At 58.8% G+C, this 26,291-nt stretch carries 22 protein-coding genes; 7 read left to right on the forward strand and 15 right to left on the reverse strand.

Annotation, left to right across the window (positions count from 1 at the left end):
* Nucleotides 1-523, reverse strand: a 523-nt coding sequence (locus HKN06_07780; protein NNF61213.1) for an ACT domain-containing protein, incomplete at its 3' end; no start/stop codon positions are given.
* Between the two features lie 235 nt (nt 524-758).
* Here HKN06_07780 and HKN06_07785 point away from each other — a divergent pair.
* A complete protein-coding gene (locus tag HKN06_07785; GenBank protein ID NNF61214.1) occupies nt 759-5,444 on the forward strand; it encodes a hypothetical protein in 4,686 nt (1,561 codons plus the stop codon).
* A 99-nt stretch (nt 5,445-5,543) separates the two neighbouring features.
* Here the strand turns inward: HKN06_07785 and HKN06_07790 are convergent, their stop codons facing one another.
* The 4 genes from HKN06_07790 to HKN06_07805 all read right to left on the reverse strand — a co-directional run bounded on the left by HKN06_07790 (nt 5,544) and on the right by HKN06_07805 (nt 9,085).
* Nucleotides 5,544-6,245: a hypothetical protein gene (locus tag HKN06_07790; protein ID NNF61215.1), complete on the reverse strand. Its 702-nt coding sequence runs from the start codon at nt 6,243-6,245 to the stop codon at nt 5,544-5,546.
* Nucleotides 6,238-7,233 (reverse strand): branched-chain amino acid aminotransferase, encoded by a 996-nt coding sequence (locus tag HKN06_07795; protein NNF61216.1) that lies wholly within the window; start codon nt 7,231-7,233, stop codon nt 6,238-6,240. The genes HKN06_07790 and HKN06_07795 overlap by 8 nt, the downstream gene beginning before the upstream one ends.
* A 120-nt stretch (nt 7,234-7,353) precedes the next feature.
* A complete protein-coding gene (locus HKN06_07800) occupies nt 7,354-7,809 on the reverse strand; it encodes an Hsp20/alpha crystallin family protein (GenBank protein NNF61217.1) in 456 nt (151 codons plus the stop codon).
* A 268-nt stretch (nt 7,810-8,077) separates the two neighbouring features.
* Nucleotides 8,078-9,085 carry a hypothetical protein gene (locus tag HKN06_07805; protein NNF61218.1) on the reverse strand — a complete coding sequence of 336 codons (1,008 nt, stop codon included), beginning with the start codon at nt 9,083-9,085 and terminating at the stop codon, nt 8,078-8,080.
* A gap of 318 nt (nt 9,086-9,403) precedes the next feature.
* Between HKN06_07805 and hpt the strand changes: the two genes are divergently transcribed.
* Both hpt and HKN06_07815 read left to right on the forward strand, forming a co-directional pair.
* Nucleotides 9,404-9,937: a hypoxanthine phosphoribosyltransferase gene (gene hpt, locus HKN06_07810; GenBank protein NNF61219.1), complete on the forward strand. Its 534-nt coding sequence runs from the start codon at nt 9,404-9,406 to the stop codon at nt 9,935-9,937.
* A 162-nt stretch (nt 9,938-10,099) separates the two neighbouring features.
* Nucleotides 10,100-10,693, forward strand: coding sequence for a hypothetical protein (locus HKN06_07815; protein NNF61220.1), 594 nt, complete (start codon nt 10,100-10,102; stop codon nt 10,691-10,693).
* A gap of 18 nt (nt 10,694-10,711) precedes the next feature.
* Here HKN06_07815 and HKN06_07820 read toward each other — a convergent pair whose 3' ends face one another.
* On the reverse strand, nt 10,712-11,725 hold the full coding sequence (locus tag HKN06_07820) for a lyase (GenBank protein ID NNF61221.1): 1,014 nt from the start codon (nt 11,723-11,725) through the stop codon (nt 10,712-10,714).
* Between the two features lie 237 nt (nt 11,726-11,962).
* Here HKN06_07820 and HKN06_07825 point away from each other — a divergent pair, with 237 nt between their 5' ends.
* Nucleotides 11,963-12,337 carry a hypothetical protein gene (locus HKN06_07825; GenBank protein NNF61222.1) on the forward strand — a complete coding sequence of 125 codons (375 nt, stop codon included), beginning with the start codon at nt 11,963-11,965 and terminating at the stop codon, nt 12,335-12,337.
* A 28-nt stretch (nt 12,338-12,365) separates the two neighbouring features.
* Entirely contained in the window at nt 12,366-13,265 is a 900-nt protein-coding gene (locus HKN06_07830) for an MBL fold metallo-hydrolase (GenBank protein NNF61223.1), read from the forward strand.
* A 9-nt stretch (nt 13,266-13,274) separates the two neighbouring features.
* On the opposite strand, the gene HKN06_07835 is transcribed toward HKN06_07830, so the two are convergent.
* Entirely contained in the window at nt 13,275-13,697 is a 423-nt protein-coding gene (locus tag HKN06_07835; GenBank protein ID NNF61224.1) for an acyl-CoA thioesterase, read from the reverse strand.
* A 111-nt stretch (nt 13,698-13,808) separates the two neighbouring features.
* Between HKN06_07835 and HKN06_07840 the strand changes: the two genes are divergently transcribed.
* Nucleotides 13,809-14,510 carry an ROK family protein gene (locus HKN06_07840; GenBank protein ID NNF61225.1) on the forward strand — a complete coding sequence of 234 codons (702 nt, stop codon included), beginning with the start codon at nt 13,809-13,811 and terminating at the stop codon, nt 14,508-14,510.
* 116 nt (nt 14,511-14,626) lie between these two features.
* On the opposite strand, the gene HKN06_07845 is transcribed toward HKN06_07840, so the two are convergent.
* The 3 genes from HKN06_07845 to HKN06_07855 form a co-directional block, all read right to left on the reverse strand.
* Nucleotides 14,627-14,929: a hypothetical protein gene (locus tag HKN06_07845; GenBank protein NNF61226.1), complete on the reverse strand. Its 303-nt coding sequence runs from the start codon at nt 14,927-14,929 to the stop codon at nt 14,627-14,629.
* A 74-nt stretch (nt 14,930-15,003) separates the two neighbouring features.
* Nucleotides 15,004-15,486, reverse strand: coding sequence for an asparaginase (locus tag HKN06_07850; protein NNF61227.1), 483 nt, complete (start codon nt 15,484-15,486; stop codon nt 15,004-15,006).
* 86 nt (nt 15,487-15,572) lie between these two features.
* Nucleotides 15,573-19,211 carry a hypothetical protein gene (locus tag HKN06_07855; protein ID NNF61228.1) on the reverse strand — a complete coding sequence of 1,213 codons (3,639 nt, stop codon included), beginning with the start codon at nt 19,209-19,211 and terminating at the stop codon, nt 15,573-15,575.
* Nucleotides 19,212-19,512: 301 nt separating this feature from the next.
* On the opposite strand from HKN06_07855, the gene HKN06_07860 reads away from it, so the two are divergent.
* A complete protein-coding gene (locus HKN06_07860; protein NNF61229.1) occupies nt 19,513-20,076 on the forward strand; it encodes a hypothetical protein in 564 nt (187 codons plus the stop codon).
* Nucleotides 20,077-20,135: 59 nt separating this feature from the next.
* Here HKN06_07860 and HKN06_07865 read toward each other — a convergent pair whose 3' ends face one another.
* The 5 genes from HKN06_07865 to HKN06_07885 all read right to left on the reverse strand — a co-directional run bounded on the left by HKN06_07865 (nt 20,136) and on the right by HKN06_07885 (nt 26,194).
* Complete coding sequence (locus HKN06_07865; protein NNF61230.1) at nt 20,136-20,864, reverse strand: hypothetical protein; 729 nt, start codon at nt 20,862-20,864, stop codon at nt 20,136-20,138.
* A 1-nt stretch (nt 20,865) separates the two neighbouring features.
* Nucleotides 20,866-22,101, reverse strand: a complete 1,236-nt coding sequence (locus HKN06_07870) for a hypothetical protein (protein ID NNF61231.1) — start codon at nt 22,099-22,101, stop codon at nt 20,866-20,868.
* A gap of 44 nt (nt 22,102-22,145) precedes the next feature.
* Nucleotides 22,146-23,282 carry an enterochelin esterase gene (locus HKN06_07875; protein NNF61232.1) on the reverse strand — a complete coding sequence of 379 codons (1,137 nt, stop codon included), beginning with the start codon at nt 23,280-23,282 and terminating at the stop codon, nt 22,146-22,148.
* Nucleotides 23,279-24,214: a type 1 glutamine amidotransferase-like domain-containing protein gene (locus tag HKN06_07880; protein ID NNF61233.1), complete on the reverse strand. Its 936-nt coding sequence runs from the start codon at nt 24,212-24,214 to the stop codon at nt 23,279-23,281. Before HKN06_07880 ends, HKN06_07875 begins: the two co-directional genes overlap by 4 nt.
* Nucleotides 24,215-24,388: 174 nt before the next feature.
* Nucleotides 24,389-26,194 carry a DUF885 domain-containing protein gene (locus HKN06_07885; protein NNF61234.1) on the reverse strand — a complete coding sequence of 602 codons (1,806 nt, stop codon included), beginning with the start codon at nt 26,192-26,194 and terminating at the stop codon, nt 24,389-24,391.
* Nucleotides 26,195-26,291 lie beyond the last annotated feature (97 nt).

A 26,291-nucleotide genomic window follows, 5' to 3' on the forward strand; every position in this document is an offset into this window, starting at 1 on the left:
TGTATTTGGCCAGGACGATGGTATCGATACCGGCGTCAGCGAGTAGCGCCAGTTGCTGCTTTTCAACCTGCGGTTTGCTATCTGCGCTCAGCGCAAAGTGATGAAACGGGATACCGAAGCGTTGTGCTACTGGCTCGAGCGTAATGTGGTTGGAGACAATCAGCGGTATTTCCACCCGCGGCAGCTCGCCGGCCTCGTGGCGTGCCAGCAGGTCGTACAGGCAATGGTTCTGCTTCGACACAAAGAGCGCCATACGGACCGGCGCATCGGAAAAATACAGCTCTGCGTGCATGCCCAGCGGGTCGGTCAGCCTGGCAACAGCACCGGGTAACGCGTCGCGCGGAATGACAAAATCCTGCAGCGCCCACTCCACCCGCATGAAGAACACATCGTCGTCCGTATCCACATGCTGGTCGAGATGAACGATATTGCCGCCATTGCCATGGATGAATGCGGTCAGTTGCGCTACCAGGCCGGGCTGATCCGGACAGGACACCAGCAGTGTTGCGTTTCCTTCAGACATGGCGTGAATGTAACGGTGTTATGCGGGTTTGTCATGAACGCCTTTCTCAGTCCAGGTTGCCTGCTGCGTCGGCAAGGCTGCCGATGCAGCCGCTTGGCCTGCGGGAATTCCGTACAGCGGCCGCGCTTTCCGCCGCCTATACTCATGATGTGCGTGGACAATTCGCGGCCCGCGCACACCGGAAAAGTGCGAAATAACAATCGCTTCCACATGACGAGCGATAAAGAGGGACCCGATGAGCACGCCATTCAGCGTCACCCGCCTGCTGGGTGTCCTGATACTTGGCCTGGGCGCCACGCAGGCGCTGGCTGACCAGGACGCCGACGGCATACCCGACCGGCAGGACAACTGCCTGCTGCAATCCAACGCCAGCCAGCTCGACAGCAATGGCGACGGTTACGGCAATGCCTGTGACCCGGATATCAATAATGACGGCATTGTCGATCTGCTCGACCTGGCCTTGTTTCGTGAGGTTTTCCTGACCTCGGCCGGTAACCCCGGCTACGACATCGATGCCGACCTCAACGGCGACAACTCCATAGACCTGCAGGACCTGGCCCTGGTGAGGGTCGGGTTCCTGGCACCACCGGGACCGGTCGGCCAGGTTCGCTGGGTCAACCCGGAAAGCGGCGACTGGAACGTTGCGGAGAACTGGTTCCCCAACAAACCGATCGCGCCCAACTTCGCCCTGATCGACACGCCGGGCATCGTGGTTACCCACGACACCGGCAGCAATGAATGCGCCGGTGTGCTGAGCGATGCAGACATCGAGCTTTCCGGTGGCACCCTGACCGTAAACGGCGACCTGGATATGCAGGGAACGCTCAATATGACCGGCTCGACCAACACGCGGCTGCGCAACGCCCGTGTCCTGCGCGGTGTAGCAACCAAAGGGCCCGGTGCCCCGCTGGTGCTGACCAGCAACGTCGTGCTCGACAATGTAACGCTGGCTTTCGACCTGACGATCGACAACGGACTGACAATCAATTTTGACAACAACCTGACGCTGGATAACAGCGACCTCACGCTGGCAAGTAACGGCTCAGTCACCCAGGGCGTATTTCGCGGCTCTCAGACGCTTGGCGGTACCGGCACCATCTTCTATTCCGGCTCGACTACCAACCCGTCCAGAAACCGGCTCGTTCCGCAGAATGCGGGTGACGTACTTACTGTCGAGCCCGGTATTACGCTCCGATCGAGCCCGGCCGGTGGCTGGCTGGGTACGACCAGCGCCGGGCGCGGTGTAAATATGGCTGGCACGGTCATCGCCGATGTTGCCGCTGCCCAGCTTGCCGTGCAGGGTGATCCACTGAGCATTACCGGGGGATTGCTCAGCGCCACAGGCGGCGCCAAAGTTACCGTTGCCGGTAACTGGACGGCGACCGCGGCGGCGCTAATGTCGGCGGACGGTGGCTCGGAGCTGGAGCTGTTTGGCAGCTGGGTGAGTCAGGCGACTGTCAACGTCAACAATGGCCTGCTCGACATAGGCAACAACAACAGCACGGACTTCTGGGACAATCAGGGCACTATCACGCTGACAGGTTCTGACGCCGAGCTGGGCGGGGTTTTTGGTCCCGCCGATATAGGCAACCTGACCAGCAGCGGTACTACTACGCTGAATGGCAGGTTGGTACTGACCGGCCTGACGTTTGATCTGGACACTGCTCCCGGCAACTGGCAGCTGGCAACCGGCGGCATTATCCAGGACGGCACTGTCACCGGCACGTTGTTGCCGATAGTCAGTAGCGCCGGACTTGATGGCACCATTCTTGCTGTTGATGCGGAACAGGCCAACGGCACTGTCGTCGAGGTATTCAACGGTCTGACGCTCAACTCGATTTATTCCGTCATCAGCAATGGCTCAGTGACACAGCTGATATTCCGGGGCAACCAGACCCTGGACGGCACAGGCACCCTGCTCTACAGCGGTAGCACCACCAATAACAGCCGTAACCGGGTACTGGCGTCAACCGCTGGTGAAGTGCTGACAATCGAGTCTGGAATTACGGTGCAGACCGGAACGACCGGCGGCTGGATAGGCGCTACGGCCGCGGATCGCGGACTCATTTTTCGCGGCACGGCCGATGCGAACGCAATTGACGCCGAACTTCTGATTCAGGGTGATCCTCTGACAGTTAACGCTGAGCTCACCGCGAGCAATGGGGCAATACTTGAGGTTGATGGCGACTGGACAGCGCCAGATACCACAACAATGACCACGACAACTGGCGCGGAACTGGAATTGCACGGCAACTGGAGCAGCGAAGCCGTCGTGAGTGTCACAGATGGACTGCTGGACATTGGCGACAATAACGATGCTGACACGTGGACCAACCTGGGTACGATAACCCTGGTCAGTTCCAACGCAGAGCTTGGCGGCGTCTTTGTACCCGCTGATATTGGCAATATGTCCGTTGATGGCCTCAGTACTCTCAACGGCCGCCTGATTCTCACCGGTCTCACTTTCAACGTCGATAACGAACCGGGCACCTGGCAGCTCGGTACCAGCGGCATTATTCAGGATGGCACCGTCACTGGCAGCGGTCTTACCATAGTGGGAAACGGCGACCTGGATGGCACCATACTGAGTCTTCCGGTTGAGCAGAACACCGGGCTGATCGTAGACGTATTCAACGGCCTGACGCTGGATGGCTCGACCTATACACTGATCAGCAATGGTTCAGTGACGCAAATGATCTTCCAGGGCACGCAATTACTGGATGGGACAGGCACCATACTGTTCAGTGGTTCCACAGCCAACAACTCTCGCAACCGTGTTTTTGCGGGAAACAACGGCGACTCACTCACCGTTGATGCTGGCATTACGGTTCGCACTGGCACGACCGGCGGCTGGGTGGGCACGACGTCAGCAGGTCGCGGTCTCACCTTCATGGGCAGTGCAATCGCCGACGTGAGCGGCGCGGTGCTGACCCTCCAGGGCGATCCGCTTGCTATTGACGGATCACTCAGTGGCAGCGCCGGGGCAAGCTTGGTTGTAGATGGCGACTGGATGGCCTCCGGTGCAACCACCATGACGATGGCCGGTGGTGGCACGCTGGAACTCAACGGCACCTGGACCAGCAGTGCAAACATCACCGTAACCGACAGTTTCCTGGATATCGGTAACGATCCCGCCGAGCCCTGGACTAACCTGGGCAGCATCAGCCTGGTCGATTCTGATGTCTCGCTGGGCGGTTCGTTCCAGCAGTCTGACATCGGCACGTTCAGTTCGAACGGTACAGTGACTATCGACGGCTTTCTCGATAACACCGGGCAGACACTCAATATCGACACCCTCCCGGGTGACTGGAAGTTTGGCAGCGGCACTGTCTCCGGCGGCACGATAAGCGGCACGCTGCTGGAGGTAACCGGCTCCAATGGCGCACTCGACAATGTCACTCTCGATGCCAACATGGACCTGCTGAATGGACAAATCCTCAACCTGCGCAATGGACTGACTTTGAGTGGTTCCACAATCACACTGAAGAGCGATGGCTCCGTCACTCAATTGATTGCCGATGGAACGCAGACAGTGGATGGCAGCGGGCTGATTCTCTTCGGTGGCAATACAGCCAATGAATCCCGCAATCGTTTCTCTGCAGGCAGCAGCGGCGACACATTGACGGTCGGGCCAGCAATTACAGTGGCAGTAGATACAGTAGGTGGCTGGCTTGGCACAACAACTGCAAATCGCGGCCTGACGGTTAACGGAACCGTCAGCTCGGCTGTCTCCGGCAAGAAGATCTCGATCTTTGGAGACCCAATGTCGATTACCGGCAACGTGGCTGCAACGCTGGGCGGCAATATCGAGATTAGTGGTGACTGGAGTGCCAGCGCGGCGGCGGATATCTCCATCAGCGGTGGCGGCGAGCTGGCACTGTTCGGGCAGTGGGTCAACGACGGTCCGATTACGGTTTCAAACAGCCTGCTGGACATCGGCAACAACACCACCAGCGATATCTGGACAAACACGGGAGCAATCGATCTGGTTGACTCTGATGCCGAACTTGGCGGGCTGTTCTCGTTCGCTGACCTGGGAATTTTCACCAGCACTGGTACTGGCGTGATGACAGTGAACGGCATACTCGACAACGCCGGCCTCACGCTTGACCTGGACACCGTACCAGGCACGTGGGAGCTGGGCACCAGTGGCGAAATCACCGGCGGCACCGTAACCGGTACCACTTTCCTGATCAGCGGCAACGGTGGCCTGAATGGTGTGACGCTTGATGTCGATACCACCCTTGGTGACGGGGTTACCAGCACCGTAACCAACGGCTTAACGCTGAATAACATGTTGACGCTTGCGAGCACGGGATCCGTGACATCCCTGCTGTTCGACGGAAACCAGACCCTCGATGGTACGGGAGAAGTGCTGTTTGGCGGCACCACTGCCAACGACACACGCGACCGTATTTCCGTTGGCGGCTCGACGAACCTCACCATAGGCTCCGGTATCACTGTCAGGCCATTGACTGTAGGTGGGTTGATTGGATCAACCAGTAGCGGTCGCCAGGTTACGCTGCAGGGAACCATCAGGGCCAACCAGCCTGAGGTGATTACGCTGAACGGCAGGCCCTTTACCAATAACGGCTCGATCGAGATCGACGCCGGCGCGAGCATTGCGGGTACCTCTGACTATGTACAGGGCGCGGGTGGCAGTCTTGCTGTCGAAATCAGCGGGACAGGCCTTGCCGACTTCGGCCGGATCGACATGACCGGCAGCTCGACGCTGTCACTGAATGGCACGCTTGATATCTCGGTAGCAGGCTTCGCGCCAGCGCCTGGAAATATGTTCGAAATACTCGGCGCTGGTTCACGCAGCGGAACGTTCTCGACGGTCAACGGTACCAATGCAGGCGGCGGCCTGACGTTCGTGCCGATTTACAACGCGGACAACGTTACGCTCGACGTTCAATAAAAAATTGTCCCGGGCCGGCAGCCCGTGTCAGGGACAGTTCACTATTACCATAGTAATAAGTGAACTGTCCCTGAATTAGCCGGATTTATAAACTGTCCGCTATTTCACTGGTTCGGCATAGCGCGGATCGATGAGCGCCAGCTCTGCGTGGCCGCGCTCGATAACTGCAGCCGATAGTTTGTCGTATACCTCGCTGACCGGGCCGCCGTCGGGAAAATCTGCAATAGTGTGACCATTTGTCGCAAGCGTCTCGGTGTAGAACACGATGACTTCGGCCCGCTGATCCTCACCCACTGCGCGCACGTAGCGTGACATGATGCGCCCGCCGCCCATTACCAGGTCGTGCTGCGTCAGCAGCAGCGCGGTACGCTCAGCCTCCTTGCCAGGGTTCTCCGCGGCACTCTGGTCAGCATCAAAAGCCCACGTGTTGTGCACCCATTCATGGCCCCACAGCTGCACCGGTTCAGCACTAAAGCGGTAGTTGCTGCCGCCGAGGTATTTTTCCGGCGGTATGTTGAATTCGTACTGTCCCTCGACCCCATCGAGGATGCGTTCATGCTGGATCGTGATCATTGATGTCACACGCCGGCCATCGTGGCGCGCCCAGTGATATCGCTTTGCCTCGTGCGTGCCCTTGATCAGGAAAGTATCGCTGCCGAGGTACTGCGGACCTGCATTGGCTGCCGCTGCGGCGCCTGGACCTGTCGACACCAGAGTGCTGCAGCTCGCCAGCACCAATGCCGCAAATACCGTGAACGCAGCCTTGCCGGACATCCTGATCATCGGTCCTGTGTCAGACACGCGTCAGCCAGCCGTGCGTATCGGCAGCGCGACCACCATGGATAGCCATGAGTACCTCGCACAAGCGTTGCGTGTTGCGGCCCGCCTGCCCATCACCGACCGGGTGTTCCCTGCCGTCATGTACCAGGGCACCGACCGGCGTCAGTACCGCAGCCGTACCGGACAGCGCCGCCTCGCCTGTTTTTACCCATTCCAGCATCTCGGCGACTTCGATATCACGCTCCTCCACCTGGTAACCGGCCTGCCCCGCCAGCTTGAGCACCGACGCGCGCGTGATGCCTGGCAAAATCGAACCATCGAGGCGCTTGGTGACCACTTTTTTGTCATTCAACAGCAGGAAATTGGCCGCCGCGGTTTCCTGCACGTCACCACCAGGACAAAACAGTACCTGGTCGACACCGTGTGCGGCCCTGGCATCGACGACCCGCCGCAGCCCAGCTGCATAATTGCCGCCAGTCTTGACTTCGCCAAATTCCGGCGTGGTGCGCATGTGTTCGGTTTCCACCAGCAGGCGCAGCGTGCTGGCGCCCTTTGCGAAATAGCTTCCGACCGGCGAAGCCAGCACATAGAGCAATGCATCTCTGGTCGGATGCGCCGCGCTGCCGATGTTCGGGTCGACGCCGACCAGCACCGGTCGCAGGTAAAGGGCGGACGGGTAATCAGGAACTTCGTCGCGCACCTTGTCAACCAGGCCGGCGATCATACTGGCCAGGTGGTCGGCCGGCGGTACCGGCAGGCACAGCAATTCCGCGCTGCGCTGCATGCGGGCGACGTGCCGGTCGAGACGGAACAAATGTACGCTGCCATCAGCGTGCCGGTAGGCCTTAAGCCCTTCAAAGCAGGTGCTGGCGTAATGCAGCACATGTGCAGCCGGGTGCAGGCTCAGTGTGGCAACCGGCTCGATTTGTGCTGGCAGCCAGCTGCCGTCAGCGTAGCTGCTGTGTGCAAACCGGGCGGCGAACTGCGATCCGAATTTACTGGCGGCCATTCAGGCTCCTCGCTAATCGGCACGCAAATCATAGCCTGCTGCCGCGATGAATTCGAACTCTCGGGGCGAAATCACAAAACCCGCCAGGACGGTTGCCGCCCCGGCGGGCATCGAAAGCCGCTAGGCAACTTTCACGACGTGACGTTTTTCCGGTTTTGCTTTCGGCAGTTCAATCTCGAGGATGCCGTCCTTCAATACGGCCATCACCTTTTCGGGCTCAACCTCGACCGGCAGCAGAATGGTGCGAATCAGCTTGCCCGTGCCGAGCTCGCTGCGGAAATAGTTTTCTACTTCTTCTTCCTTGAACACTCTCTCTGCTTCAACAGTCAGGTAGTCACCCGCGATGGAGATATTGATGTCTTCTTTTTTTACTCCGGGGAGTTCTACGCGAATAGCCAGGTCATGGTCACGATCAAGTATATCGAACCGCATGTCAGTGCGATCCAACATTCCCTCAAACTCGGCCCATGGCCGTTTTCCGATGAATGGATCCATACCGCCCATCCAGCGCCGCGGCAGGAAGTTCTCGAACAGATCTTCCATGCTGTGTGCGAATGGGGTTAGTGCCCGTTTCACGCCGATCTCTTTTCCCATTCTGGGTGTAATTTTATGTACCTTCGACATAGTACTAACCTCACTATAAGGCCGCGGGGACCATTCCCCGGGGGCCACTCCTGATAGTTGGCCCGGCCGCTGCCCTGCGCAATTCGAACTTGTACCTACGCCGGGAAGCCTCTGGTAAGCCGCATTTCGAATGACCTGTGAACGCTGGGTGAGCTCAGCGCCGGCGGTCGGAGGCCGCGCTGCACGAGCTGGCGCGGCCTCCTTTCATTTATTGTTGTTTTCAGTCGAGGTCCAAATCTTCCCATGTGATATTGAAGGTCGATTCTCGCACTCCATCGTTGTCGGTATCGACACTCAATTCGAGACTGATGTTGTCGATAACACTGACCAGGACGCTCGAGTCAGCCGCCGTAATAAGCAGTTGGCCAGCTGACGGCTCGCCCTCGCCGATGATGACGAAGCTTTCCATCGTTTCGAATGTGACTGTTTCGCCTGCCACTGTGCTGTCCAACGATCCAACTGCATCGAGCGTTGCTGTCATGGTGTTGAAATCAAAAATCTCATCCACCACAAAATCTATCAACGTGTCAGTATCGCCACTGCGAATCCAGCTGACCGAGTCACCAGTCAGTGACAGCTCAATAATGAGCCCATTCTGGGTTTCTGCCGCCAGGGAGAATCCGCCGGACATGGTGGCTTCAAACTGGTCGACATCGGTACCACTCAGCGCCTCACAATCGATCGTGAAGGCCAGCGTCCAGGGCGGAATCTCACCCAGCACATCACCGGTAATTTCAATGCCGGTTATTGCTGCATCACCAACCAGTGTGATACCTGGATCTGACCAGAAGCACCCGTCGAATACCAGATCGAAGGTATCGCCGGTCGTGATCTGGAAATTGAGGTCCATGTCCATCCACGTGCTGGTATATGTACCGGCATCACAATCTCCGGTATCAACAATCGGTCCACCGACACGCGGTACAGCAGGCTTGAAGCCATACAGCCTGGCAAACGGAGTATCACCGGCTACTGCGAAATCGCTGGCCGCTGCAAACGCTCCAGGCAATGGCAGACCGATGACATTGATCATCTCGGTTGCGTCGAAAAGCGACGTGACGCCCTCCAGCACATCCTGAGTCAGGTCCTGCGCGTTGTCAGTAGTAATAGCCCCCTGCGCAGGCGGTTGCGGCGTAGGGGCTACCGTGAAGTCGTTACCATCGCTGCCACATGCGGATAAGGTGACGACTGCTAATGCCAACATCAGTTTTATAAGAATGTTTGACATTGCGCACCTCCGGGCCTGTTTCAGGCCGGTTGCGGTTGCAGCGGAGCGGAGTCAAAAGTAGCTTTGAAACCCGCCACCGCCTTACCTTATTACACGGTAACGAGCCAAAATCTTTAGCCATATCGGGAGTACTACCTAGAGGGTATGATCAGGACTTCCACAAAAAAATGTCGCAGGAAAACAGGCACAACGCTAAACTGCCCTTGAATTATTGTCGAAAGACGCAATTGCTATAGGCAGGCAGGTTCTTTGTCAGGGAATAGTGCGGTTACGCAAATTGCCTGGTGCTGGAACTGCTCGTATTGCACGGAGTTACCGATGAGTGAACTCAACGCCAGCATCCTTATCAGTCAGAAAGAGATTCAGCGCAGGGTCGACGAGCTGGCGGCAGAAATATCAGCTGACTATGCTGACAAGGGGCCGCTGGTAATTGTTGGCATTCTGAAGGGTGCGTTCATGTTCCTGGCCGACCTGTCCCGCTGCCTGACGGTTCCTCGGGTCATTGAGTTTATCGCTGTATCCAGCTATGACGACGGCAGCACTTCCGGTGGCGTGCGGCTGATAATGGACCTGCGTGACAGCATCGCAGGCAAACACGTGCTCATCGTCGAAGACATTGTCGACTCCGGCAACACGCTTAACTACCTGATAGAAATGCTCGAGACCCGCAATCCCGCATCAATACGCACCTGTGCGCTGCTGCAAAAACCCGGCCGCACGCAGGTCGAAGTGAAAGTGGACTATTCCGGTTTCAATATACCCGACGAATGGGTGGTCGGTTATGGACTCGACTACGCCGAGAAAGATCGCACTCTGCCCTATATCGGCATCATCAACATCGACGGTTCGTAGCGACGGCCGAACCTGTGTTGTGAGATTCGGGCATTCGGGGATTCGCGGCTGAAGCCGCTCCTGCAAGCGCCTAATATGCCGAGCCTCGTCCCTGGCCGGGCATTTTGTTGATAGCAGGCCACTGACCTATAGTCGTTTTATTGGCATACGCGGAGCGAGCTCGTGCAGCGTGGCAAAACAGTCGACGATTACATCCAGAGCGCCAGCCGGGGGCAGGAAGAGCTGATACGGTTGCGAAAGATACTGCTCGATGCCGGCCTCGATGAGACCATCAAATGGGGTGGCCCGTGTTACATGCACGCCGGCAAGAACGTCGTCGGCCTCGGCGCCTTCAAGTCCTATGTAGGTCTGTGGTTTTTCCAGGGTGCGCTGTTGCGCGACCGCAGCCGGGTGCTGGTTAATGCCCAGTCAGGCAAGACCCGGGCGATGCGTCAATGGCGCTTCAAGTCGGCGAATGAAATCAAGGTACGGCTGATCAGCGCATACCTGAAAGAAGCCATGGAGCTGGCCGCCACCGGCAAAGAGATCAGGGCCGAACGCGGGAAACCGGTCGTGTTACCGCCGGAGCTGAAACGCACGCTGGCCCGGAGCAGGACGGCGCGGGAGGCTTTCGACCTGCTGACCCCGGGGCGGCAGCGTGAGTATGCCGACTACATTGCCGACGCAAAGAAAGCCGAAACGAAAACCCGCCGGCTGAAAAAAATCCTGCCGATGATCGTCGCCGGCAAAGGCCTTAACGACAAGTACAAAAAATAGCGTAAGACCCGTGTAGTCTCAGTTCAGCCGCACGCGGCCAATGAAGTTGGAATCCTCACCAAACCAGATCTCACGCGACGGTGCATGAAAATACATGTGCCGTACCGAACCCTGAGCATTTGGCAACTCGACAACGTCCGTAAAATCCTCGGCCACAGGATCAAAGCGCACCAGCCGGTTGGGTGAACTACCCTCTGCCAGCCAGATAGCGCCGTTGTCATCCAGCGCTGTACCGTATGGCCGCGCCCTGCTGCCACCCGGCATTAACCACTCCCTGACGGAACCGGTTTCCGGGTCGAACCGGCCCAGCCGACCCGTCGCGTAATCGCCATACCAGATCGCACCATCCGCCGTGATCTCGAGCCGCCGCGGACGGATTTCTTCACGCGGAAGGTCGATCACTTCCAGCTGCATCGTTGCGGGATCCACTGTTGCCAGCTTGTTGCTGCCAAACAGCACTACCCAGGGTCTGTCGCCGGCATCGACCCTGATTCCGTACGGCCGCGACGACGGCACTGGTACGGCAAATGCCCTTACCTCGCCGGTTGCGACCAGCAGCTTGCCGATGTAGTTCGAGCGTTGCGCGGTAAACCAGATATCACCGGCTGAATCGAACACCAGCGTGTGCGGGTCACGAATCGCATCCGGCATTGGGAATTTCTCAACCTCCCCGCTGGCGGGATCGAGCCGGCCGATGTATGGCAGCGTGTTAGCTGCAAACCAGACCTGGTCGTCGCTATCAACAATGAGGTTATGCGGCCCGGCGCCGTCGGCCAGGTCATACTTGTGAAACGTCCCTGTACCCGGCTCGAGGTACGCAAGGTAGGCGCCAGCCTGGCCACAGAACCACGCACGCCCGGTCGAGTCGACAAAAGGGTCGCGCGGCCGGCTTTTTTCGTACGGCACCTGCCACTCATCGACAATGTACTTGTCGTCACCGGCTGCAGCGGCGACAGCCTGGTCAGGCACACTGTCCGCAGCACACCCTGCGACTGCTGCCAGCAACATTGCAAATAAACTGATACGTTTCATGGTGCTCGTTCCTGCTTACCCAATTGTGCTGATTCTAGCTGCATGCCCGCTTCTGCGCCCGCTTTAGCGTCCCGCCAGTCGGCGGCGGCGCATCTGATTTCCTCGAGTACCGGAACCGTTGCGCCGCGGGCGGGTCTTAAGGCCTGTGATACCAAACTCCGGCGACACCAGGCGAAAGGCACGCCAGACAATTCAGGCTGATGGACAGCCGGCAGCAGGGTCAGTAACAATCTACGTATGAAAATTCTAATCGCTATTGTTGCGCTGGGCCTGGCAGCCGGCGCGGCAGCAGAAGAGGTGCTGGTTGAATTTTCCGGCTCCGGCAACAAGCTCACTGAGGAATTCGAGGTGACCGGCCCCTGGCTGCTCGACTGGAGTATTACCACCGATTACGCCAGCGAAGCCGGCATCGAGATAAACCTGCTCGACGCTGTCTTTCTTGGCCACCAGGGCATGGTATTGCGCACGCGCTACGCCGGCGCCGGCACCAAGCTGTTCCGTGAAACCGGCCGCATGCGTTTCCGGGTGATCTCCACTGCAGTAAACTGGCGCCTCAAAGTTTCGGCAATCACGGATGAAGAAGCCGATGCAATGATCCCGGTCGAGCGCTGACAACCGAGTAAACACAGGAAATACCACCATGCGACTATGTACCCTCATACTTTGCTGCAGCCTTTGCGCCAGCGCGCAGGCTCAGGGAGACATCCGCTTTGAGTCGACGGAAGTCGCGCCCGGCATTCACATGCTGCAGGGCGTTGGCGGCTTTGCCGGCGGCAACCTTGGACTGCTGACCGGTGATGACGGGGCGATACTCATCGACGATGGCATGCTGCCGCTGTTCGACAAGACGTATGCTGCCATCGGCAAACAGGTGGGCGGCAAAGTTGATTTTGTAGTCAACACTCATGCCCATGGCGATCACGTTGGTGGCAACAAGGGGCTGAGCGAAGCCGGCGCCACCATCATTGCACATGACCGGCTGCGACAGCGGCTGGTGGAAGAAGGCGTCACCGGACCTGATGGCCAGATGCCGGCCACCGCACACTGGCTGCCCGAAATCACTTTCAATGACGCGGTAACCCTGCACCTCAACGGCCAGCGCGTGCATGTCTTCCATGTCGCCAATGCCCACACCGACGGCGATTCCATCGTGCACTTTCCCGACGCAGATGTAATTCACGCTGGCGACGTGCTGTTCAATGGCCTGTTTCCGTATATCGATCTCGATTCAGGCGGCAGCGTCGATGGCTACGTTGCGGCACAGCGCAAAATTATTGCGTTGGCAGGTGATGACACGAAGATAATTTCCGGCCACGGCCCGCTGGCTACCAGGAAAGACGTTCAGGCCGCCAACGATATGCTGGTTGATTCCTGTGAGCGAGTGAAGAAGCTGCTCGACGCCGGCCATTCGGCGGACGAAATCTTAAAGATGAACCCGCTGGCCGACTACGATGCTGACTGGTCCTGGGGCTTTATCACCACCGAACGCCTCACCCGTACCCTGGTGCGCGATCTGCAGCGAGGCCACGCGAAAGACTAGCCGACGCGGTCAATCGAGGCGCGAAAGCGAACGCGCATAGTCCGGCAGGCTGGTTTCCGGCGGTACAGGCGTTGGTACGCCATTTTCGTCAATGGCGACGAACTTGAAGTCGCCACTGGTGACTTTTTCCCGATTGCCAATGCGATCGCGGCGCACCCATGCTTCAACGTGGACCGTCACGGACGTGCGCCCTACTTTGGTGACGTCGGTGTAAACACACAGAATATCGCCGACCTTGACCGGCCGGATGAAACTCATGCTCTCCAAGGCCACGGTCACCACGCGCACCTGGGCGCGCTGGCCCGAGCAGATCGCCGCTGCTATATCCATCTGCGACAGCACCCAGCCGCCAAAGATATCGCCGGACGGATTGGTATCGGCCGGCATGGCCATGGTGCGGGTGGTCAGCATGCCACGTGGGTTGTCGCTCATCAGTTCCAGTCCTCGCCGCAGCATTAAGTCCAGCGGCAATATTAACAAGAAAGGCGCAAAACGCCGTCGGTCGCAATATAATCCGTCCAGCACCGCACCAGGGGAGATATCGTGGGGCCAAAAACACTGAGCATCGACGTCGGCGGCTCGGGCATCAAGGGCATGGTGCTCGATGCCAAAGGGCAACCGCTGAACGACCGCGAACGCATTACCACGCCGAAACACGCTGACGCGAAGGCTGTCCTCAAGGTGATTGGCAAGCTGATTGCACTGCAGCCGGAGTACGACCGTGTATCAGTCGGTTTTCCCGGTGTAGTCGTTGCCGGCATCACGCACAGTGCGCCAAACCTGGACGGCAACTGGCATGGCGTCCCGCTGGCCGAGCGCGTGGCCGAGTTGGCCGGCAAGCCGTGCCGCGCGGTCAATGATGCCGACATGCAGGGCTATGGCGCCGTTGAAGGCCACGGTGTCGAAATGATGGTAACGCTCGGCACCGGACTGGGCTCTGCCATTTTCACCAATGGCCACCTGGTGCCAAACCTGGAACTCGGCCATCACCCGTTCGAAAAAAGAAAAACCTACGAGCAGCGCCTCGGCGACAAGGAGCGACGCAAGATCGGCAACAAGAAGTGGAGTCAGCGCGTGCTGCGTGCCATCGGGATCATGCTGCCAATCTGGAACCCGCGCGTGCTGTATCTCGGTGGCGGCAATACAAAAAAACTGACGCTTGAAATGCCGGGCGGCGTACAACCTGTCGACAACATCGCAGGCATCATCGGCGGTGTCCGCCTGTGGGACGACGAAGAACACTGAGACCCGGGGGAGGCTGCCAACCCTGGACTCCGGATCCATAACCCAGATTTGAAAAAGGCCGGCCGGGCCATCAGCCGCCCGCGCGGCGGAAATCAGTGCCCCAGGCAACCGTTGATTTACACACCCGGGACCTTGCTGCGAAACATCAGCCAGCCGCGGATCAGGCCAAACAGCGCTCCCAGCGCGACCGTTGTTGTAAATACAATCAGGGCCGGCCAGCCGCGATTCAGGCCGTCGGGCGTCAATGCATAGGTGAAATAGGCAAGTACTGAACCGGCAAAAAATCCGGCCGCTGTCATGGCAAATGCAAATATCAGCGCCAGTAGTGCCCAGACAATCGGGTTCCTGCTATCCGGGTCCACCTGCCGGACGGCGTAGTTGATGGTGTTGATTATTTTGCTTCTATCATTCGGTCGCATGGGTACCGCAGAACATAGCGGTTATACGGCACCTGACGCGCGGACATGATTCACAGTTCAACCAGCAATTAATATCAGATACGCTCGAATCGATTGCATTCGCGATTCTTGCGCACCGTACCAGCGGGAAAGATCTCACCGCTCATCGCAATGTAAACTCCGGGCGTCAACACCTGCAGTGCCGCTATGGCCATGCCGACATTGAACGATGCGTCGGTTGAGCGGAAGCGTGCCGGGCTGAGTGCGCCCGTCAGCACAACAGTCTTGCCGGCGATACCCTGCAGCACCGCCGCCGTGTCAGTCATGGTATCGGTGCCGTGGGTCACCATGATGCGGTCATCGGCGCAATCGGCCACTGCCTGCCGGATCTTTGCACGATCGGCATCGTCGAGTTCGAGGCTGTCCTTCTGCATCAGCCCCACCAGCTCATACTCGATCGTCGCCTGCGCCTCACGGAGTATTTCCCCCACGGTGGTCGCGCCGATTTCATACCGGCTTTTCTCGTCGAAATAAACCTTGTCGATGGTGCCGCCGGTGGTGAATATCGTGATCTTCATCCACCAATCATAACGGGCCGGGCCCGGGCATTGCCATTTATGCAATTACCCGGGCCGGTGCCCTTATTACTGGCTCGCGGAACAGCTCAGTCGGTGCCGCTCGGGCCCGGTGCGGTACCAAACAGTTCGCGCATGATTGCCAGGTCGAACGTATTGACGACCTCGTCGCAATCGAGATCGGCGTCATTCTTGCCTTGCTTGCCGAACTCCTCTCGCATGATGCCCAGGTCAAAGCTGTTGACAATGCCATTGTTGTCCAGGTCAGCATCACAGAGGTTGCCGAACTTGTCGCCGTTGGTGTCGCACTGGTCAGGGTTGTCGACCTCGATGCAGTTGTCACAGACGTTACCCAGCCCGTCCAGATCCTGATCTTCCTGGCCGGGGTTGGCGGTAAACGGACAGTTGTCCTGTATATCGAGGATGCCATCGGAATCGCTGTCGGGCGCAACCAGGCCGCACCGATCGAGCAAAAATGCTGCCATGACCTGGGTCCGGTCGACGAGTCCAAGCGCCTCGACCGGATAGCCGAAATATGCGCTCTTGATGCCATCAGTCTTGTTAATAGCAGCACCTCCGCCAGGCACACTGGCGTTACCGGTAAACGCAATTTCTGAGGTTGCTGGTTCTGGAACCAGATCGTCAGAGTAATTGCTGAACGGGTAATCCAATGAGTAGTTACCGAGCGTGCCGAATATCGAACCCGCGCCGCCCACGGTTACCTGCTCGACATCAGACGTGGCAGTCAGCAAACCAAGATGAGTCGTCATGAACGCCGTGTTGCCACGATCGTAGAAGTAGTCCTGTGAACTCAGCAACAGGCACCCGCCGGCGTCCAGATAACTGCCCAGCGCCGACTCTCCTGCAGCACCCGGGCCGGCAAAACCGCCGAATTCATCACCGCTGAACCATACAACTGCATTGTAGGCGGACAGCTGAACCGCAGTTGGCTCATTGTCCGAGTTGGCGGTGTCCCACACGTCATGCGGCATGGCCAGGTTTGCAAGTGCAGCCGTATAGGCCGCCCGAACGTCAGGGTCATTGTCATCGTCATCGACCAGCAGTACGAAACCAGGCGCACCGGTCGTGAATGACGACTCGGCAAAAGCTGAATCTCCGCACGAGTTCATCGCGCGCACCCGCCAGTAATAGGTGGCAAACGGATCCAGCGTGAGATCAAAAGTGTGCGACGCCTCGGTCGTCGTTGTCGACGCAATCACGCTGGTGTACGCCGCATCGCTTGCGAGAGTGAGTTCGTAGCTGCCGCCCTGACCGCCGTCATCCCAGCGGAATAAAGGAGCCAGCCCGACGCGTTCGGCACCGTCGACAGGCGCTACAGGCACTGGCTGCCCGGCTGGCGCATTGTAAAGCGCCAGCCCGATATCCTGCGACGCGCGGAAAGTGCCGCCATCGTCACCGGTAACAGTCATTGTGAACGTTCCCGGCGTGGCGCCCGGAGTGGCAATGCTCAGCGCGCTGGCTGCCGGTGCGGTGGCAGGGTTAGGTGCAAACGTCGCTGTTGCTCCGGCCGGCGCACCGCTTAGCGACAGCGTAACCGCCGCCGGTACCGCCGGGGGATTGACTCCAAGATCGACGACGTAATCGGCAGACGCGGGCGCACACACTGCGAGTTCATCCGGCGTAACGCTCAGGGTGAAGTCGGCCTGACACTCGCGCGGCGGTGAAAAGCCGTTGACAACAACAGTCGTGGCGGGCGTGCCGGGAACGGCATCGGCGCCCAGGCCGAAGTCGGCGAATGCCTGCCAGATGAGGCAGACATCTTCGCCGCCATAATTATCCACTGCCGCCTGCACGATGCCGTCACGCACATCGGCAAAAGTCGGCTGGCAAATGGTGTTCTTCAGACCTTCATTGACATACAGCATGGCGCGCTGGTTACCAGACCCGCCCATCGCATCGTAAAGATCCGGCGAAAAGCCGTGCTGATCGACCAGCGCCCAGTAAACTTCCCACGCGGCCTGCGCCCAGACCGAGCCAACGCCGTGTGGCGCCACGCGCGAACCTATCGATTCGTAGGTGTCAGGATTGACGCTGTTGTCAGTCGAATACGGAAACGGTCGGATGCCGGGTCCGTCAGGTGCCTGGCCAAACAGATAGGTACCAATACCGCGTACATCCGGGCCGGTATCGCCGACCTCGGCTGTATACACAAGCGCCCACCAGTCAGACAGGCCTTCGCCCGGCTGCTGGTCGCCCTCGAGGCAGAAGGTGTTGAGCGGGCCGCCAACGAGGCGGTTGGAAATACCGTGGCCGTACTCGTGCACGATCACGCCATTATCGAGGTCACCGTCTCGCTCGGGGGTGACCAGGTCGCACGTGTACATTTGCATGCGCCCGGTGAAGCCGTCCGGCAACGTGCCGAAGTTGGCGTTGCAGTTGCCACCGTTTGTTGAATTGTCGTTGGCATCGTCCTGGGCCTCTGCCTCGACCCAGTCCTGGTCGAGAGCAAAATCGCCGCCACGACCATAGTTATTGAGCTGGAAGTTGCCGGCGGCTTCATCGAACCCGTACTGGTACTGCACGTCATGAATGATGTTGTTCCAGTAGAACAGGTTGATGACAGAGGCCGGGATGTGGTTGACAGGATCTACGGTCAGGTTGATTGGCGCAGTGCAGTCCAGCGGCGGCCCACAGTTCACTTGTGCAGCCGGCGGGTTATTGTTGCCATCACGGTCCTCGTAGGCCTCGACATTGTTGCCGCGGGTAATCGTGAAATCGGCACCGGCAAAACCATCCGTGTCGTGCCAGCCGAAGGGTGATGCCGTAGCGTCGGCCGGATCCAACTGAATCGTCCTGCCATCCGCCGGCGGCAGCGGCGCGGTGTGGTTCGGGCTTTCGACAGGCTGCTCGTAAACTTCGTAGGTCGCCGAGTCGACGGCGTCGAAGCGAGTCCAGGTTGTGCCGTCGACCGCGTCGATATTGAACTGGTAAATGTGCTGACTGTCGTTTGTGAACACCAGGAAATTCCACGCCAGCCTGGCGTTGCCGGCCGCAATCGGCACCAGCGTGAGCCGCGCCTCGATTGGCTCCTGCGAAAAAGCAGGTGCGGATAGCACCGTGTACTGATCCGTACCACTCGGTGCCTGCTGGACACTCACGGCACCGGCGGTAGTGCCAAGGTGTGCGGCTGCAGCTGCCACGGCATCGGCGGCGGTTAATGCGGGCGTTGTGGTGTTTACTGCTCCGGCCAGCTGCGGCAGGAACCTGTTATTGACGCTGATGATACGACCGTCGCGATTAACATTCACATGAAGCTGGCCGTTATAAAGCGACAACCCGGCCGCTACCTGCTGCCAGTAGATATGCGTTGCGCCGCTGACGGCTGAATAGACCTTGCTTTCGAGCTCCATATCCGTGAGATCTGCAGCCGACAGGCCGAGCAGCGTTGCATTTGCGTTGACGAAGGCCAGCGCGATGGCTTCGTGATCGCCGGATTGCGATCCGGTCAGATACCCGGTGTGGTTGGACAGCGTACGCGTAACGCCGCTGGCGTGATCTATCGAATAACCCAGTGAAGTTATTGACGCCTCCAGCGCGTCAAGCGCGACCTGTTGCGCCGCCGTTGGCACCACATTCAGCCCTGCATTTAGCGCCGGTCGAGCATCGTAATCGCGCTTTACAGCGTCGCGGGTTACCGCCTGCGCCGGTGTGGTAAAAAATGACGTGCTGAGGAAAACGACGATAACAAAGCGACTGAAGCGCAACATGGCCTGTACTCCTGGTGAGAGGCGCGATGCTTTTCCGGACAGCTGCCCGGCTCGCACTGCAGACAAGAGCTGCAGGCCTTTCGCGACGCCTCAACGGAATTGTTGAATATGGGACTGAGGGTAGGCGTGTGCCTGTGCACAACCTATCCGGGAAATCCCTCAGCGCCGCAGGAGTAGCCGCCCAGCAGAGGTACGATGCGAGCGGCTCCCGCCGGCCGCCAACCTTTTGCCCATGCTGTGTAAAAATCTGGCGGCCTCTGTAGACTATTGACCCTGACAGCCAGCTTATCGAGAGGCCACGATGCGATTAGTCCACGGTTTATTCGCTTTAATCCTGGCGTTGCTGCTTGCGTCCTGTGTCACCAACCGCGGCGCGACGCCGGCGGAAAAACGCGATGCGATACAGGAAATGAAAAACGACGTGCTGCAGCAGCTTTATCGGCAGAAAAGGAGCGCCCGGGCCGAGGTTGCCGAAGCGCCCGGCTATGCAGTGTTCAGCAACGCCAATGTCAACCTCATACTGGCCAGTTTTGGCGGTGGGTATGGGGTCGTGCACAACAACGAAACCGGCCGCGATACTTACATGCGCATGGGTGAGGTCGGTATCGGCCTGGGTGCCGGCGTAAAAGACTATCGCGTGGTGTTTGTGTTTCACGACAGCGAGACAATGAATGACTTCATCGAGCATGGATGGGCATTCGGCGGTCAGGCTGATGCGGCTGCGAAGGCTGGTGACAAGGGCGCTGCCGTCGGCGGAGAAGCAATTGTCGACGACGTGTCGATCTACCAGCTCACCGAAAGCGGTCTGGCGCTGCAGGCCACCGTCAAGGGGACCAAATACTGGCGCGACGGCAAGCTGAACTGATCGGCATCTGGCTCAGCGCAGGTCACGCCGGTAAAGAACACGCGGCCTTCGGCAGCGCTCTAGGCCAGCTGCGCCAGGTATTGCGGCAGCATTTCCCGCCAGGTTTGCCAGTCGTGAGGCCATTCAGGCCCCCAGGAGTCGACCCGGTTTGGAATTCCCTTGCTGCCCAGCACATGCGCCATCCGCCAGGACTCGCCGATATCCTCGTGATCACCCTCGCCGCTCGCCAGGAGTATGAAACGCGTACGAAGCTGGTCGAGCAGCGGGCCTTCCAGCCCTGACAGGAAGTGCAGCGGCGAAGAATAATAGAAATCCTGGTTTATGCCGTGATTGAGCAGCTTTGACAGGTCATAGGTGCCGCTCATGCCAACGGCCGCACGAAAGGCATCCGGATGGCGGCACACGGTCGCCACTGCATTGAATGCGCCGATCGAGGCACCGGCTGTAATGATCTCTATGTCACCAGATTTACAGTCATTACGGATAGCCGGCATGACTTCATGATAAATGTAGGCGTCGAACAGGTTTTGCACCCGCGAGCGATATTCAGTCGAATGCTCACCTGTAACCCAGGTGTGGCCCGCAACGCTGTCTGTCGAGTAAACCTTGATCTTTCCGGCATCGATGAGCGGCGCGAGACTGTGGATAAGGTGAAAACGCTCTACCTCCTCGGCGTCCCCGCCTGCCGTGGGAAACAACAGCACCGGCGTACCGTAATGACCCCAGCGCACCAGCTGAATGTGCTGCTCCAGCCGCTGCGTGTACCAATGCGTAATCTCTTTGTGCATATCAGGCCGCGCTGTCCTGTTGCCGCCACTGCTGAATGCGATCCCAGAACAGCTGAGTAAATTCCTCTACTTCATGCTCCGGGTACAGCGCCTCCACCTTTTGTCGTACGGCATCGTAGGCTGCGTCGGAACCGAAAAACTCCAGTGCAACCTCATCGAGATCGCCCAGGTGCTTTTCGCAAAACTCGCCAAAGCGATCGTACTCGAAATGGGCCATCGCGAGCCGGGAATAGTCGGCCAGCTTGTCCTCAAAGGGCTTGTCTTCAGCGGCAATCGCGAAGTATTGCTGCCAGTTGAGCGTCGGCATGATGCGATCGGTTGCTGCACAAAAGACTGACCAGCGCAGGTTGGCCTTTATCAGCCACGGGAAATGAAAATGCAGCGAACTTACCTGGGAATCCGGGCACGCATTGGCGAAATCAATCGGCCGCCATACGCCTTTGCCCCGCAGCGCTTCGCAGGAATTGAAATCCCAGCCGAAAAACGCATTGATAACCATGGTCATGTCCGCGAGAAGTTTTTCGTCTTCTGCAGACAGAAAATGGGTATCCATACGGTAGCGGTCATGTAACGGCGCTGCCGGATCATAATTGACGAAACGCCACTGCGGACCCAACCCCAGGCAGCGCACAAAAGCGTCGTTCGGCAACACCGCTTCCTGCAGGTGCATTACCCGCGTGCCGCTCTTGTCGTAGGCATCGTGCAGCGCTTCCCGATCGTGAATCGCAGTCACGCCAACCCATGCGCCACCATCATAGGGCTTCATAAACAGCGGATAGCCAATACGGTCACCAATCTCGCCCAGATCGAACAGGTTTGCGTACTGTTGCAAAGTCGGCTGCAGATCCGGGGTCTCGGCATACTCCTTTGGCGGCACCAGCCAGGTGTCGGGCACCGGAAAACCCAGCCGCATCATGGCGCAGTAACTCGTGTGTTTTTCCATTGCCGTCAGTGACCATGGATTGTTGAACACGTACAGGTCGTCGGTAAGTATCGACTTCTTTATCCACTCACGCGAAGTGTGGTACCAGTGTGTCAGGCGGTCGATCACGACATCGTAACGACACTCCTGGCGCAGGTCGAAAGGTTCAATATGCACGCGCTCCACTTCGAAACGCTGCGTTTCATTCCCGGTCTTTATTTCGAGGTCGAGTTTCCGCAGCAATCCTTCGTAACAGATTGGCCAGCAGATGTCGGCCCCGAGTGAAAGCCCTATTCGGCGAGTTCGCGTTGCCATTGTCGTGTAAATCCTGTCAAAAGTAGTTCGTGATTAGTACCAGTCTATTCGTAAACCAGCCAAAGCGGGCCGGGAAACAGCCACGAAAGCCCGGTGCGCAGCCGATCCCGCCAGTTTTCCCAGTTGTGGGCGTCACGAGCCTCCTCGAATCGCACTTCGATGCCCTCGGCCTGCAGACGCGGAACGAGTGAGCGGTTTTCGTAGATCAGCGATTCGTAGATACCACAACTGAGATAGATGCGATTTGCTACCGGGCCGGGACCCTTGCGGAATTCATTCATGAATTGCACCACCGGGTCGAAAACCGGGCCACGCTGGTGGCGCCCCAGGTCGCTGAACGCAAAGGACCCCGATTGCAGCAACAGCCTGCCAAACAGACCGGGGTTGCGCCAGGCGGTATGCAATGCCGCCACCCCGCCAAAGCTGGCGCCCATCAGGCAGCGTGACTGCGGCTCGTCCAGCAGCGGATAGCGGTCTGTCAGCTGTGTCAGCAATTCGTTGGCGACGAAATCCGCGTGCATATCGTTACCGGAATACTCTATCAACCGGTCCGGCGACTGTATCAGCGCCGCTATCAGTGGCGGTATCTCAAGCGCCTGGATGAGATTGTCCAGCACCGTCTGCAGCGCAGCAAAATTCAGGTAATCGTTGCCGTCATGCACGACCAGCAGCGGGTAGCGTCGATTCTTGCGAAACCGGGCCGGCAGATAAATAACAGCTTCGCGCTGCTCGCCAAAAACTGCGCTATCGAAGTGCAATTGCTCCAGTGACCCGGAGCGGACGGAAGGATCATGCTGCGTCCAGTCGGGCCGCTCATAGCCGTAACCCTGGCATACAGAGTTCGCGCCAAACGGGTCGTGCGCCAGCACGTCATTGAGCGGGTCGAGGATCAGCTCCCGGTGGCCATTGCTGACAACCTCGAACTTGTACTCGATGCGCGAACCCCTTGGCAGTTCAATCGTTGTCGCCCAAAGGTCGGAATCAGCCAGTTGCTGAAACGGCTGTGCCGTATCGAGACCGGCAATCCAGCACCTCAGGAAAACCTCGTCGGCCTGGCCGTGATAGACAAAAGTTACATCGCTGCCGTCAACCAGGGGGAATTCCGTCTCTTTGATAAAGACCTCGAGCGCGGCAGGCGCCGGTGACCCCTTGCGGAACAGTTGTCGCAGCTGCGGGTTCATGACGTGCGAAAACTCTCTAAACCGCCATCCTTTGCGATGCGCCGTGCGTTGCTGGCGGAGACAACGGCAGCACCGGAAAAATGCAGGGCGGTGCCATTGTCCATCGCGATGCACTGATCGGGAGCAAAGCGCCGCGACAACAGCTCCATTCGTGCACGATCCTTGTCACGTAACCTTGCCGCGGCGTCGGGAAAGAAAATAAAACCGGGCAGCAGCCCGAAACCTGCACCGAAAATCTCGGGCTCGCGCCGCCCGTGCGGCGCACGATCATGGAACAACACAATACGTTGCGCGAGCGCCATCGCCCCGGCGGACCAGGCAACCACATGCGTATCTTTGATTAGCTCTTCGACTCCAAACAGGCGCATGCGGTTGAGAATGATGGCCAGGTTGCCGCCGGTGATGACCAGACCGGCCGACCGCTGCAACACCTGTCGCACGGCATCGCGGTGACGAGACAAGTGCTCGGAAGGCTTATCCGCCAGCACTTCGTCACACTGCATGTTTATCGCCTGTGTGCGCTCGAGATGATGACGGTCGAGCGCCCGCAACTGCTCAATCGCATGGCGCTGCTCGACGGCCAGCATTTCTGCATCGCCCTTTGTCTTCAGAAGCTTTCGCGCCGCAGTCGCCAGTTGCCGCAGGCGCAGGCGGTATAACCGCTGCTGCCCCTTCAGTTGGTCCTGGCGCGCGCGACAGGCGGCAGCAAGCTCCGCATCAGTGGCAAAGACCGCTTCGGCACGTTGATACAGGGCGAGATCCTCGAGTGGCCGGCCGAGCGCCTGGCGCACATGATCGATATCTGCCTCGGCCTCCTTCAGGCCGGCCGATATCACGGCCAGCGTGCCGGAAGGTACGCCGGCTGCATCACAGGCTTCCCCCAGGTTGGGCGTCGGCCGCTGCGGCCCCAGCATCAGCCTGACCGGGCTCATAACGGCACCGGGCAAACCGGCCCGATGGAATCGCGAGGCCTGGTTGCTGCTGCAGATACAGGCACTGTAGTAATGACACGCTGGAACATGAGACGGCGAGTGTACCCGTATTCACCCGGCCGGCAAGCAATACCGGCGGGCAGCGCCGGGTCGGGCATAACGCGAAAAAGGCCCTCAGCCGCCGACGTCGGCACCTTGCTGCTGCGCCGCAATCCAGCGGTCAATCTCAGCCTCCAGCATGACCAGCGGCAACGCGCCGTTGCCCAGCAGAGTGTCGTGAAATTCACGCAAATCGAATGAGCCGCCCAGGGCCTGCTCGGCGCGGCGTCGCAGCTCCAGTATTTTCAACTCGCCGAGCTTGTACGACAGCGCCTGGCCGGGCCACGAGATATAGCGGTCGACCTCGGCGCGTACGTTAGCCTGCGACAGCGACGTATTCTGCGCCAGGTAGTCCAGCCCCTGCTGCCGGCTCCAGCCCTGCGAGTGGATACCGGTATCGATCACCAGCCGGCAGGCGCGCCACATCTCATAGCTGAGACGGCCAAAATGATCATAGGGAGTCTGGTACACGCCCATCTCAATACCCAGCTTCTCGGCATAAAGCCCCCAACCCTCGCCGAATGCCGACAGGTACAGGTTGCGACGAAACTCGGGGACGTCGTCCAGCTCCTGCGACAACGCACCCTGGTGATGATGACCCGGTGCTGCCTCATGCAACGTGAGCGCAGTCAGCTCATACAGCGGCCGCTGGTCGAGCCGGTATGTATTGAGCCAGTAGGCACCGCCACGCACACCACCCAGGGGCGCCGGATTGTAAGACGCAGTCGTATAGTTCGGCGCGATCTCGTCGGGTACCGGCACGATGCCGTAGGGCAGGCGCGGCAGCTTGCCAAAAAACCTGGGCATCACGTAATCGATGCGCTTGGCAATCCAGCTAGCCTCTTTCAGCAACTCCTCGGGGGAGCTGGCATAAAACCCAGGGTCGGTGCGCAGGAACTCGGTGAATTCATCAAAACTTCCGGTGAAGCCCAGCTCATCGATGACCTGCCGCATCTCGTTGCGAATGCGCGCCACTTCGGCCAGGCCAATACGGTGGATCTCATCCGGGTCCATATCGGCGGTAACGTAACGGCGAATCGCAAAACGATAGTAGTCCGCGCCGCCATTCATAGCGCTGGCGCCTACCGTTGCGGTAGCCGCCGCAAGATAGTCCTTGCTCATGAACTCATGCAGCCGGGCAAAGGCCGGCATCGCTGCAGTGGCTATCGCCTCTCTGGCTGCACTACGCAGCTGCTCCTGCTCGGCGGCGGCAAGCCGCTCACTCATGGTTTCAAACGGCTGGTACAGGCTGCTTTGCGCCGGGTCATCTTTTACCTGTGCCAGGACGCCCGGCAATACGCCTTCCACCACGATACGTGGCAGCGTAAACCCGGTTTCAATACCACGCTGCATATTGGTAATGTTTTCATCGAACCAGCGCGGGAAATCACGAATCCGGTCTATGTACTGGCGGTACGCCTCAGCGGACTCCATACGCACACCATCGCTGGCACGCAGTGCGCCCATATAAAAACCCCAGAACGTATTGAGCGGTATCCGCGCCAGGTCCAGCTCATGTGCTGCCAGCGAGTCGCGCAGCACCCAGTCGAGCAACTCGGCGTTGATCAGGTCTGCATGTTCGAGCTCATTACGCGGCAGTTGACCGAGCTGCGCAAGCAACACACTTTCAAACTCCCGCTGTCGCTGCAGCGTTGCGGCGCTCACGCTACCGAGCCTGTCGTTGTAGTCGGTCATGCCGGCTCGCGTTGCGAGCGTCGGAAATTCACGCAGCTGATACGCGCGATGTTGAGCAATCAGCTCCGCCAGCTCATCTGATGCGCCACTGCCGGGCGTCGTTGCCGGACTGGTAGCACAACCAGGCAAAGCCAGGGCGTACAGCGCCAATATCGCTACGGGTATGATCGAGGGGATATTCCTCATGGCAGAATCTCCGGTTGCGGAACGGCAAAGCCTAATCGCTGTTGACCATGCTTAACAACTGCGGGCTGCAGGCACAGCCAGAACCGCATACCGGGCC

The sequence above is a fragment of the Gammaproteobacteria bacterium genome (genome assembly GCA_013003425.1).
Taxonomy (GTDB): domain Bacteria; phylum Pseudomonadota; class Gammaproteobacteria; order Steroidobacterales; family JABDKV01; genus JABDJB01.